The organism is Formosa bonchosmolovskayae (assembly GCF_051016085.1).
GTDB lineage: Bacteria > Bacteroidota > Bacteroidia > Flavobacteriales > Flavobacteriaceae > Formosa.
The window spans coordinates 4,063,194-4,075,353 of the sequence record NZ_CP174605.1 but is presented as its reverse complement, the minus strand read 5'-3'; the positions used below and the strand labels follow the sequence as shown (position 1 = coordinate 4,075,353).

Here is a 12,160-nt window from a genome sequence, read left to right as displayed (position 1 = left end):
AATTTTTAGGAGAGGTGCCAGAGTGGTAATGGAGCAGATTGCTAATCTGTCGACGGGTAACTGTCGCCAGGGTTCGAGTCCCTGTCTCTCCGCAATTAGTCTTTAATATAATATCGGGAATTAAAGATTTTAACAATACATCTTCGGGGTGTAGCGTAGCCCGGTTATCGCGCCACGTTTGGGACGTGGAGGCCGCAGGTTCGAATCCTGCCACCCCGACTAACCTAGTTTTAGGTTAAACAAAAACACTGTTAATCGTATGATTTTCAGTGTTTTTTTGTTTTTATAAACATTTGTCTTAATTGGTGTCATATCAATCTAATCGGCTCACAATTCATTTCACAGTTTTTAAATTATAAAAATGTGAAACGATTAGCTTTTACAAGAAACGTGTTTTTAAGTGCTCAAGTAGTTAAAACACGATTTCTTGGAGATGATTCAAATAATAATACTTTACTATCTCTTATAGATTATCATAATAGAGTAATGACCTCATCATTGTCCCATGGCACCCTTGAAAATTATTATATCACCCAAAAGTATATTAAGCTTTTTCTATTGAATATGAAGGCTCATGATATGAATCTATCCCAATTGTCCTATAAATTCATATTGATTTTCAAAATTTATTAAGGTCTTATACTCCTAGATCATCAAAAGAAGATGGAAAATATTACAGTTATGAAGCACATTCAAAGATTTCGTAAAATAGTCACTATGGTTTATAAATTAGAATGGATTAATAAAGACATTTTGGTGAAATTCAAACCCATTTATATCTTAAGTTAACCTTATCAAATTTCATAAAAAACCGTTACAAATGCATGCAACGGTTAAATATGAATGTCTAAAAAAAATTATTCTACAACAATTTTAAATTTGGTATGTATATGGTCTCCAGAGATATTGAGAATGTATATCCCAGAGGTATGGGTCTGTGATACATCTAACATATAGGTACTATGGGTTTTAGAAAAAAGTTTTTCTTTCAGTATAACCTTTCCTGTCATATCAAATAAAGTAGCAGTAGCACCATTTAGGTTGGTATTGGCTGTATGAATGAAAATGTGATTTTTTGCGGGGTTCGGATAGATGTTAATACGATTAGAGTCCGTATGGAATGTTTCATTAATAGAAAGTGTATTAGCATATAATTGTGCGACTTCTCTTTCAGTTAAAGCATAATTAAATATTTCAAGTTCGTCAAACAAGCCTTTATAGGGTGCAGGAGCTGTTCCTGCTGCTAATTCAAAAACTCCAATATTTCCTATAATTAAATCACTAGCTTCAGAAATACCTGTTACAGCTGTTTCATCAAGTTCAGCAGTAAAAATACCATTGGTGTAAATTCTTAATTTATGAGCAGGGATATCTCTCATTATAACAACGTTTACCCATGCACCTGTAAAAAAGTTCGCTGCCGTTGTGCTTAACTCTTTTTTTGTAGCATTGTCGTCTATAGCAAATCGTAGTACATCGCCTTTTACTTCTACATTAAATCGTTTACCAGTGGCTCCCGTTGTTTCATTTTTTGTAAACGACCCTTTACATAGTATGTACATGCTCTCGCTAGAGGATTGAGGTAATAAACTTGGGTCTGCTTTCATCCAAAAAGAGATCGTAAACGAACTGTTGTCGAATAAAAGTTGATTTTGGTTAGGAATATTAACCATGTATTTAGAATCTAACGACGTCGCAAAATCTATAGCTTGATTTGTTTTGCCCGCTACGCGTACTTCTGCATTATCGAAATCAGGGTCGAGTTTACCGTGGTTTTCATACCGCGACACATCGGCAATTTGCATGCCTTCACCAGCAACCTCTTTAAACGGCCAGTGCCCCAAATGTTCAGGAGTAAGCACTTTAAAAGTCCATACCTCGCCAGGCGTCGTTCCTTTATCGTTTATAGCATCTACTCTCCAGTAGTAGTTTGCTCCAGGGGTTAATTCTGAAACTTGATACGAAGGCGTTTCCGAGTAGGTAATATCTGCTAATTTGTTTAGATTTTCAGAATCTGTCCCCAAGTATACAGCATAATTTAGCGTATTATCACTTCCGTTCCATTTTAAATTTAATTGGCCGTTTAATAATTCGGTATTATTAAATCCCGATGTTGGTATGGGGCTATTTGCTTTATCTGGTGTAGATGGAATACGCTGGGTAGTTACCGATGCTATGGTATTATAAACCGAAAATTCGGTACTGTTTATGGCTTTTACTCTATAGTAATAGGTTGTGTTTGGCGTTAATCCCGTATCAGTATAACTAATAGTATTCGCATCAAGCGTGCTAATTACAATAAAGTCGGTTCCGTTATCAGAGCGCTCTACCACATATTGGTCTTCATTTGTTGCATTATCACCCCAATTAACAGTTAAAGCTGCCGAAGGCGGTGTTTCTGTAGAAACGATTTCGGTAAATGTGATATCGGATGGTGGATAAATAAAATCTGGAGGGGTTTCATTAGTTATCCCATTAATATACACTTCAATATTTAAATACGGTGGTTGTAGAGTGCTTTCGGCTAAAGCATCGGGTGTGTTTCTATCTAAGCCATTGGCATCTTCCCACGCGTCTGGCATTCCATCATTATCCGAATCTAAAGGAGCTGGTGCGCCGTAAACATGACCTAAACCTCCATTTATAAACGGCAAATCGTATTCGCGATACACGTAAAAAGCCTCGGTACCTTTCGATTTTAAATTGGCAATCATTAAACTATCTACTTGGTCGCGTTTTGGGTAGGATGCACCCACGTCAAGTACCGCCTTATCAAAAGCATCCTGTGCAGATAACGTTGCATTTTTTTCAGGATAATCGTAAGGTGTAGCTTGTAGACTTAAATCATCGCCAGTAGGGTAGCCCGTTAAATCTTCAGAAACCAATTCGCCGTCTAAGATTCCGTTTTTATTATTATCGAAGTAGTTTCCAGACCCGTATAAAAAGAAATTAGAATTCCCTCTATTAAAAGGTGTAGAAACAGTATTGCTAGTATGAGGCCCACCAATAAAATAATTGTTTATGATGTTTACTTTTGAAATGCCTTCAGAATCACCACCCATAATATAAGCGTCGCCAGATTCAGTATGGCCATAGGTATTTCCATAATTCCCCCAATTATAAACCACATTATTTACAAACTCGTTAATGCCTTTAACTTTGGGGTTTCTGGTTTTGTTGCTTAGATATAAATTGCCTATAATACTTAATTTACCGTCCGATGGTTGCATTAAGCCACCTGCAGAATGGTTATGGCGGTGTAAACCTTGTCCAATAATAGAATTTTGAATGGTTATATTATCTGGACTTTCGCCTTTATTATCCCAATTTACAGAGAAAACCTCATCAGTTCCCCAAGAAAAAGTCATGTGGTCCAGAATAATATCCCTTCCATTTGAAATTCCCGAAGCATCCTGATTTTGTGCGCCCCCCACATAACGAATGCGCACATATCGTGCAATGGTATTACTTGCTCCTGTAAAAGAAACTCTGGGACCAGCAAGAACAATACCTTCACCAGTAGCTGTTTGCCCTGCTATAGTGGTGTTTTTTGAAACTACTATTTGAGATTGTAAGTTTATAATTCCTCCAACTTTAAAAATAATAAAACGACCTTCTTGACTTACCCCATCCCGAAACGAACCTGGGCCACTATCGTTTAAATTTGTGACTAAGTAAATTTCGGCGTTTTCTGCACCTCTAGCTCCCGTTGTATATCTACCAAAACCGGTAGCTTCTGGAAAAGCAAGTGTTTGGGCACTTAATGTGGTACACATGGTAATAAGCCCCGAAAATAAACATGATTTTGATAATAGTTTAAAATTAAGTTTGTTTTTTTTCATATTAGCAGGTTAATTAGTTAATAATATATGAAATTAATAAAGATGTGTCGTTTAGTTATCCTGTTGTGTCCTGTTTTTGTGTTAGTTGGTAGTCTTTAGTCTGTAGTAGGTGCTTCTAATTTTGTCATTGCGAGTGGAACAGCGTGGAGCGTGACAATCTTTTCTTTTGAGTCGTTAGTTCTTAGCCAGTAGTTTGTAGTATTTAGTAGTGAATAATGTAATGCTAAATAATTAATAAAGTTGAAATAAAAAGGAACAAAGAGACTAGAGTTAAGAACCAGGATGAGTTTATTTAGTACAACCCACTAACGACTCACCATTGACTAATAACTAAAAATAGCCTTTAATGAATTAAAAGCACGAGGTATTATTCAATCTATTGTAGGAAAAGGATATTACCTGTTAAATGATAGTATAGAAGAGAGTCAGAAGGTGTTCTTGTTATTTGATGAATTGAGTTCCTTTAAGGAAGATTTATACAATTCGTTTATTAATAATTTAGATGATAATATTCGGATAGATATTTATAGGTATCAAATTAGGGTTTAAAACCCTGCAATTTCATTGCAGCACTTTAGTAATATAGAATTTTTATCTTTATGAAAAGGGAGGATATCAACGCAAAGGATCGCATACAGTATGTCGTTTAAGTTGTGATATAGTTTGGTTTACCAAGTATAAATATAAAGTGTTGAAAGGAGATGTGCAGTCTCGTTGCCGGGATTTGCTGATTCAAATATATGAAGCGGAAGAAGTTGAGATATTAAAAGGGGTTGTAAGTTATGTTCATGTTCACATTCACATTCACATGCATATCGAATACTCACCAAAACAGAGTATTAGTATTTTGACAAATCAAATGAGGAGAAGAGGTTTAAGGAAGTTACAGCAGGAATTTCCAAAATTAAGGAAACAATATTGGGGTAAACATTTTTTGGCAATAGGTTATGGTGTCTGGAGTACTGGAAATATCACACATGAAATGGTTAATGAATATTTAGAGCATCATAGAAAACCTAATTCGAATAACTCCAACTTCATATTAGAGTAAAAACAAAGAGTGACTTTAGTCCCTCGTGTAACAAACTTATGGACTTAAGTCCATAGTGGTTTAGTTTCATCATTTTAACGAAGAAATTTTTGGAAAGTTAATTTTCGAGAATGTAGGACTGTACAACTACTATGTGATTATGCCTGCTAATTTAAAAAACACTAATGAGGTGATAAAAATATTGCCAAAGGATAAGGTTTATATTTTGGACCAAATGCATCCAGAATTGTCTCAATACTCGGCAATTTATCAGAATTTCGAAAAAGATATTTATAATAACCTTACTGAAGCAATACCTCTAATACTGAAATATTCTCAAATTATTCTTCATTTTTCAGTATCGAGTCAACCTTTAGGTATGAAAAAAGGATTTATTGAATTCTGTAAAGTAAACAGTTTAGAGTATAAAGTTATTAGTTCTTTAAAAGATCGAGTGATTACTAAGGGTGAACTGTATGTACTTCCAGAGGATAAAAATTTATTGCGAGTTATAAAAGGGATGAAGCGATAGCAACTTAGTTTGTCTAAAGATGTAGCGATTATTTCTTATAACGACACACTTTTGAAAGAAATTGTAGAAGGTGGTAAAACTACTTTTTCTACAGATTTCAACCAAATGGGCGAACGCTTAGCGCAAATGATTATGCATAATGAGCAGTTAAGAATAGAAAATGTAAACACCTTAATTCTTAGTAATTCATTATAATAATTTAAGTAAAAAAGACATGAATACGACTTTAATTAATACTGTCAAAGGATGTATTTTAGAAACGTTTGAGGTATAGTCATTTATGGTTTTTTCCCCTGAACGAATCAATATTATTGGAGAACATACAGATTATAATAATGGTTTTGTGTTTCCTTCTGCCGTTAATAAAGGGAAAGATAAACTGAGTCCAGAGAACTACCAAAAAGCATTGTTTGTAATTCAAGAAAATGCACGTGCAGTAGAAGCTTCTAAAGTATTGATAATCGATGATTTACAAATCTTAGGTGAATTAATTTATGCTTCTCATATGGGGTTACAACACCAATACAAGTTGAGTTGCGCCGAATTAGATTATTTAGTCGAAAAAAAAAGTCAAATACAAATATTCTAGGCGCTAGAATGATGGGGGTGGCTTTGGTGGTTGTACCATTAATCTAATTGCAACATCTGAGATAGTAACCTTCAAGCAATATATTACAAAGGCCTACATGGCTAAAATTAATAGAGATTGCTTTATTTACGAAATAGAACTATCCGATGGTACTCATATAATCAATTACTAATTTAAAGCATTAAAAATGAACACCGACTTACAAGACTATTCACATAAACGCTTAAATATACTTACAAGGAATGGGTTTTATCACCTCATCGCGCTAAAAGACCGTGGCAAGGACAAACCGAAGACCTGTCTGAAGAGACACCCCTTCGCACGATCCGTCATGTTATTTATCTGCAGGAAATACTAGAATTAATGCGGAATTAAACCCTATTTACGAGGATGTATTTATGTTTACCAATGATTTTTCAGCACTTCAAAACGATTCCAAATCGTTTCAGGTTAACAATGGTTTAATGCTGGCTCAAAGTGAAACAGATATTTGTAAAGTGATTTGTCTTAGCCCAGACGATTCCAAAAGTTTAGCAGATACGTCTGTAAATGCTATAGAGAAGGTGGTTTTTGCATGGCAGAAAGAATACTCAGAGCTTTCTAAAATTAAGACCATAAATTACGTTCAGATTTTTAAAAACAAAGGTGCTGTTATGGGATGTAGTAACCCACATCCTCATGGATAAATTTGGAGCCAATCGACTTTGCCTAACGAAGTGGATAAGAAAAATAGTGCACAATTAACTTATAATACAGCTAATAAGCGTCGTCTTTTAGGAGACTATCCCTTTTAAGAATTCAAAGAAAAAGAACGGATTACTTTTGAAAATGATGAGTTTGTGGTATTAGTTCCATTCTGGACAATACGACCGTTTGAAAGGGTGATCGTGCCTAAAAGGCATCAGCGTAGTATTCTGGATTAAAAAGAAGAAGAGTCGGTTCAATTTGCTGAAGTAATTTCGGTAATTACTAAAGCATCTCACTCCCATATTCTAGTGGCATACATCAAGCACAAACAAATGAAGATGAAAATAGCCTTTGGCATTGACATATGAATTTTTATCCGCCTTTATTAAAAAGTGCGACGGTTAAAAAAAATATGGTTATTTATGGAATGTTTGGTGTCTCCACAACGTGATATTACAGCAGAGGTTACAACAAATTGGTTATCGTATTTAATCATAGATTAAAGGGGGCTTGGTTATTAATTGAAGACATAACTTTAGTTTTTATTTTTTTTAGGGTAAAATGGAAATAAGCTTATTCTGCAATGTAATTTATAAGTAATCTCTAGTTTTAATTTACAAATGCATTTGACAGCAGGATAGTACAGGATATAATACTTTGATGATTAGAATATCTTTAATTTATTAATAAAAAACATGCTTTATTTTCATTTAACTCATTTTATTGTGTTAGCGTAGATGTTGGAATGGAATTTTATAAAGGTTATTAAATATAATTTATGTAACGTTATTCATCCCATGTTAAGTATTAATCAATACTATTTTAAACCATATGAAGTAATTATAAATATCATTTTACTTTATATTTTACCATACTAATTAATCAAAACCAAAACTTCTAATAATGAAAAAAACTTACTTTTTTGCATTATTTCTATGTGTTATGTGCATACATTCTAGTGTAGCACAGCGTAAACTAGAAAACCTTAACCGCGGTTTAATTGCGGTAAGAACAACTACAAATCAAGTTTATATTGGCTGGCGATTGCTAGGCTACGAAAATCAATCCACTACATTTAATGTGTATCGTGATGGCATAAAGATAAATGATGTACCTATAGAAAACTCTACTAATTATTTAGATAATATATCTGAAGACGCTTCTTATTCTGTTAAAACAGTTATTAATGGAGAAGAAAAGCAAGAATCGGAAACAGCTCAAGTCTGGCAACAAAATTATTTAGAAATACCATTGCAAACTCCTATTGGTGGCACCACTCCAGATAATGTATCCTATTCTTATACAGCAAATGATGCCAGTGTAGGTGATTTAGACGGGGATGGGGAATATGAAATCATTTTAAAATGGGATCCAACAAATTCCCAGGATAACTCGAGAGAGGGGTATACTGGTCATGTGTTCTTGGATGCTTATACTTTAGACGGTGAATTAAAATGGCGAATAGATTTAGGAAAAAACATTCGTGCAGGGGCACATTATACTCAGTTTATAGTTTTCGATTTTGATGGCGATGGCAAATCTGAAATAGCTTGTAAAACAGCCGATGGTACCATAGATGGGATAGGAACAGTAATTGGAGATCCCAATGCAGATTACAGAAACAGCGCAGGAAGAATTCTTGAAGGACCAGAATTTTTAACCATTTTTAATGGAGAAACAGGAGCTGCCATGGATACAGTAGATTATCTGCCGGCTCGTGGAAGTGTAAATTCTTGGGGTGATAATTATGGAAACCGAGTAGATCGGTTTTTAGCAGGTGTTGCTTTTTTAGATGGTAAAACACCAAGTTTGGTAATGTGCCGAGGGTATTACACCCGTTCAGTTTTAGCAGCGTGGGATTTCAAAGGAGGTAAACTGTCTCAACGTTGGATATTTGACTCGAATGATGAGGCGAATAAAGGTTATGCAGGACAAGGGAATCATAGTTTAAGTATTGCAGATGTAGATGCAGATGGCAAAGATGAAATTATTTATGGATCTATGACCGTAGACAATGATGGTACTGGGCTTTACACTACAGGATTAGGTCATGGAGATGCACTTCATGTTTCAGATTTTGATCCAGAAATCCCTGGTCAAGAGGTTTTTATGCCTCACGAAAACAAAGTTGATGGTATTACATTTAGAAGTGCGAAAACAGGAGATATTATTTATCAATATAAAATGAATACTGATGTAGGGAGAGGCTTAATTGCCGATATAGACCCCAATCATTTAGGAGCGGAATCTTGGGCATCCAGCGGTTTAGGCGTGTATAATGTAAAAGGTGAGAAGGTACAAGATAGCAGACCTTCAATTAATTTCGCGATTTGGTGGGACGACGATTTACAGCGTGAGTTGTTAGATGGTACAAGCATAAGTAAATATGGTGTGGGTGAAGTTTTTAATGCTCTTGGGTGCGAATCGAATAATAGCACAAAGAAAACACCAGCTTTACAAGCCGATTTGTTTGGAGATTGGAGAGAAGAAGTAATGCTTCGTACGAGTGATAATAAAGCTTTGAGGATTTTTGTAAACCCAACAGAGTCCACTAGAAAAATGTATACGCTTATGCATGATCCGCAATACAGATCTGCAATTGCTTGGCAAAATGTAGGCTATAATCAACCGCCTTGGCCTTCTTTTTATTTGGGTACAGGGATGGATACTCCTCCTCAAGCTCCGCTTTCTAATAATAAATTAATTTGGAAAACAGGAGCTGTTTGGGATATAGATAAATCTTCAAATTGGGCTTATAATGATGCTTCCTCTGTGTATCAGCAAGACGATGTTGTTTTATTTGACGATTCTGGAGATGCCAATACCCCAATAGCATTAATTGGTGATATTAATCCATCAAGTGTAACATTTAATTCATCTTTAGCTTATATAATTCAAGGTGAAGGACACTTAAATGGAACTATGGAATTTAATAAATCTGGAAATGGTCATGTCTTTCTAAATAACACGAATAGTTTTCAAGGAAAAACTACAGTCTGGGAAGGTGGTTTATTTATAAATGGATTACTAGAAAATAGTCCCATTATAGTAAAAGATTATGCAGCAATTGGCGGAGAAGGTACCATTTCTAAATCGATTACTATTGGAAAAGGTGTAAATATATATGCTAGCGAGATTAATAAGGCAGGCGTTTTAACTATAAATGGAGAAACCAATATAGAGGGTGATATTTATATTAATTTCGACTTAACCGAAGATCCTTCAGCATTAAATGATAAAGTTATTTTTAATGAGGATGTTCATTTTAACGGTCAAGTAACTTTCAATTTAAATATTTTATCAGACGGATTGCAAACAGGAACTTACACACTTGTTGAATATACTAAGGCTTTCAATTTAAATGTAGAAGATATTAAAGTCCAGGGTGTACCTGGAATTAAATACGAATTAAAAAATACAGGAACTGCTATAACTATGGATGTAGAATGGGTAAGAAATCCAACAACTGTATATTGGAGGGGTAGTGAAAGTAATGTTTGGGATTTAGCAGAAACCTTAAATTGGTATAATGGAACAGGTTCAGATTTATTCGCTCCAGCAGATACCGTTATTTTTGATGATTCTGCGTCAGATAAAAATACTGTGGAAACAACAGGAACTCTTCCAATTAGTCAAATCGTGGTAAATTCAACTTCAGAATATTATATTCAAGGAGATGGAAATATAAGTGGAGATGGTGGATTGCAAAAGTTAGGTTCTGGTACTTTGTTTATTAAAGGAAATCATAATTTTACAGGAACTACGAAAATTGAATCTGGTAAATTATCTTTAGAATCTCTTTCTAACGGAGGTGAATCTGGAGCTCTAGGAGCGGCATCTAATCTTCCAGAAAATCTTCAAATTAATGGAGGGGTTTTAGAATTTACATCAGATTTAGAAACAGATCGGGGTATGCAAATATTAGATAATAACGGAACACTAATCGTTACAGATAATATAAACGCCATTCTTAATGGAGAGATTACTGGCGCAGGTCAACTTGAAAAAAAGGGCGCAGGACAATTGCAATTAAATAGTAAAAATACCATGACTGGCGATGTTATTCTAAAAGAGGGTGGTATCTATCTTGGTTCTGAAGAAAGTATTGGTTCTGGTTTTGGAGATGGAAACATTGTATTAGAAAACGGTTTGTTAAGTATGGTTGAAGATAATAATTCTTATAGTAAAGCCTATTTTAATGTGGTTATTCCAGAAAATAAACAAGCACAATGGAGGTTAGATGGTCGTTGTGAATACAGAGGAAATGTCTCTGGATCTGGTATTTTAGAATTATATAGCCCTTGGATTAGAGCAGAAATGTATGGCGATTGGTCTGCTTTTAATGGCCAAGTTAACGTCTCTACAGATAGTGATGGCGGTTGGTTTATATTAGGTAATAGAAATGGCTATTCAAATGCGTCTATACATTTAGAAAATGGGGTGTCCATTGTTTTTAGATTAGATTCTAGTGAAACCATAGAGCTTGGTGAGTTAACCGGAACGGCTAGTTCGTTATTATCAGCAGGATATGGAGGGAGAACATTAACATGGAAAATTGGATCAAAAAACACCAGTGCTATTTTTAATGGCGTAATTAATAATGACTCCTTTAAAGGATCTGACGCAAAAACAGGAATTATTAAAACAGGAACAGGGGCCTGGACCTTAACCAATGCTAGCACATTTACGGAAGGAGTAAAGATAGAACAAGGAGAACTTATTGTTGAAAATTTAGAGGGTAGTGCTACAGGAACAGGAGACGTTGTTGTTGAGGCAAATGCCATGCTTTCGGGAACAGGGACAATTCAAGGTAATCTTATTTTGAAAGATCAAGCCATGCTTTCTCCAGGAAGAGACAATAGTATTGGAACATTATCTTTTGCTCAGAATATAACCTTTTCCGAAACTTCCACTGTATATATTGATGTTGATCAAAACGCTAATGATGTGCTTTCTGTTTCAGGAATATTAACAACCGCTGGTAAACTACATATTAATGGAAGTGATTTTAAGGAAGGAGATAGTTTTAATATTCTTGTAGCACGAACCATTGAAGGTGAGTTTTCAGAAATCATTCCTGTATTAGAAGGCGAATTAGTTTGGGATACTTCAGAATTATATACAAAAGGAATCCTGAAAATAGCCAATGAAAATAGTTTGTCCAATCCAGAGGTTGAGTTAAATGCAAATTCAGTTTCTATGTATCCTAATCCAGTAAAAAACCAATTGAATATTGTCTTAAGCAAAAACTCAGAATTAAATAATCATGTTTTTCTTTACAATTATTTAGGGCATTTATTGTATGAAAATTCTTTTTCTGGTGACAAGCACACCGTTTCTTTACAACACCTATCTAGTGGGATGTATATTGTTAAACTGATGAATAAAAGAGGAGTATTTAATAAAACCATTGTAAAAAAATAAAAAGAATTTAATAGCTGTTGGAAAACTTTAAGATTTAAAAGTTGTAAACTTTATAC

Annotated in this window: 8 protein-coding genes, 2 tRNA genes and 1 pseudogene; 10 read left to right on the top strand and 1 reads right to left on the bottom strand. The window is 34.6% G+C overall.

Annotated elements, in window-relative coordinates:
• The first annotated feature begins 8 nt into the window (after positions 1 to 8).
• The 3 genes from ACKC83_RS17390 to ACKC83_RS17380 all read left to right on the top strand — a co-directional run bounded on the left by ACKC83_RS17390 (position 9) and on the right by ACKC83_RS17380 (position 633).
• Positions 9 to 92, top strand: a tRNA-Ser gene (locus ACKC83_RS17390).
• A gap of 52 nt (positions 93 to 144) precedes the next feature.
• A tRNA-Pro gene (locus tag ACKC83_RS17385) sits at positions 145 to 219 on the top strand.
• Positions 220 to 363: 144 nt separating this feature from the next.
• Complete coding sequence (locus ACKC83_RS17380) at positions 364 to 633, top strand: phage integrase SAM-like domain-containing protein (protein WP_434036526.1); 270 nt, start codon at positions 364 to 366, stop codon at positions 631 to 633.
• Positions 634 to 857: 224 nt separating this feature from the next.
• Here the strand turns inward: ACKC83_RS17380 and ACKC83_RS17375 are convergent, their stop codons facing one another.
• On the bottom strand, positions 858 to 3,842 hold the full coding sequence (locus ACKC83_RS17375; protein ID WP_434036525.1) for a LamG-like jellyroll fold domain-containing protein: 2,985 nt from the start codon (positions 3,840 to 3,842) through the stop codon (positions 858 to 860).
• 610 nt (positions 3,843 to 4,452) lie between these two features.
• Here ACKC83_RS17375 and tnpA point away from each other — a divergent pair.
• From tnpA to ACKC83_RS17340, 7 genes and pseudogenes are all read left to right on the top strand, one after another.
• A pseudogene (gene tnpA, locus ACKC83_RS17370) lies at positions 4,453 to 4,893 on the top strand (IS200/IS605 family transposase); the annotation flags it as partial.
• Positions 4,894 to 5,032: 139 nt separating this feature from the next.
• The gene (locus tag ACKC83_RS17365; RefSeq protein WP_434036524.1) at positions 5,033 to 5,404 is read left to right on the top strand and encodes a hypothetical protein; all 372 of its coding nucleotides are present in this window, start codon (positions 5,033 to 5,035) and stop codon (positions 5,402 to 5,404) included.
• 51 nt (positions 5,405 to 5,455) lie between these two features.
• Positions 5,456 to 5,599: a hypothetical protein gene (locus ACKC83_RS17360; RefSeq protein ID WP_434036523.1), complete on the top strand. Its 144-nt coding sequence runs from the start codon at positions 5,456 to 5,458 to the stop codon at positions 5,597 to 5,599.
• A gap of 85 nt (positions 5,600 to 5,684) precedes the next feature.
• Positions 5,685 to 5,993: a galactokinase family protein gene (locus ACKC83_RS17355; protein WP_434036522.1), complete on the top strand. Its 309-nt coding sequence runs from the start codon at positions 5,685 to 5,687 to the stop codon at positions 5,991 to 5,993.
• A gap of 359 nt (positions 5,994 to 6,352) precedes the next feature.
• Complete coding sequence (gene galT / locus ACKC83_RS17350; RefSeq protein ID WP_434037799.1) at positions 6,353 to 6,679, top strand: galactose-1-phosphate uridylyltransferase; 327 nt, start codon at positions 6,353 to 6,355, stop codon at positions 6,677 to 6,679.
• Between the two features lie 153 nt (positions 6,680 to 6,832).
• Entirely contained in the window at positions 6,833 to 6,916 is an 84-nt protein-coding gene (locus tag ACKC83_RS17345; RefSeq protein WP_434037798.1) for a hypothetical protein, read from the top strand.
• Positions 6,917 to 7,583: 667 nt separating this feature from the next.
• The gene (locus ACKC83_RS17340; RefSeq protein WP_434036521.1) at positions 7,584 to 12,104 is read left to right on the top strand and encodes an autotransporter-associated beta strand repeat-containing protein; all 4,521 of its coding nucleotides are present in this window, start codon (positions 7,584 to 7,586) and stop codon (positions 12,102 to 12,104) included.
• The last annotated feature ends 56 nt before the right edge of the window (positions 12,105 to 12,160 follow it).

Excerpts from the sequence above, each read along its gene's own strand:
- ACKC83_RS17340 (WP_434036521.1), top strand. The coding sequence starts at position 7,584 with ATGAAAAAAACTTACTTTTTTGCATTATTTCTATGTGTTATGTGCATA.
- ACKC83_RS17365 (WP_434036524.1), top strand. The coding sequence starts at position 5,033 with ATGCCTGCTAATTTAAAAAACACTAATGAGGTGATAAAAATATTGCCA.
- ACKC83_RS17355 (WP_434036522.1), top strand. The coding sequence starts at position 5,685 with ATGGTTTTTTCCCCTGAACGAATCAATATTATTGGAGAACATACAGAT.
- ACKC83_RS17375 (WP_434036525.1), bottom strand. The coding sequence starts at position 3,842 with ATGAAAAAAAACAAACTTAATTTTAAACTATTATCAAAATCATGTTTA.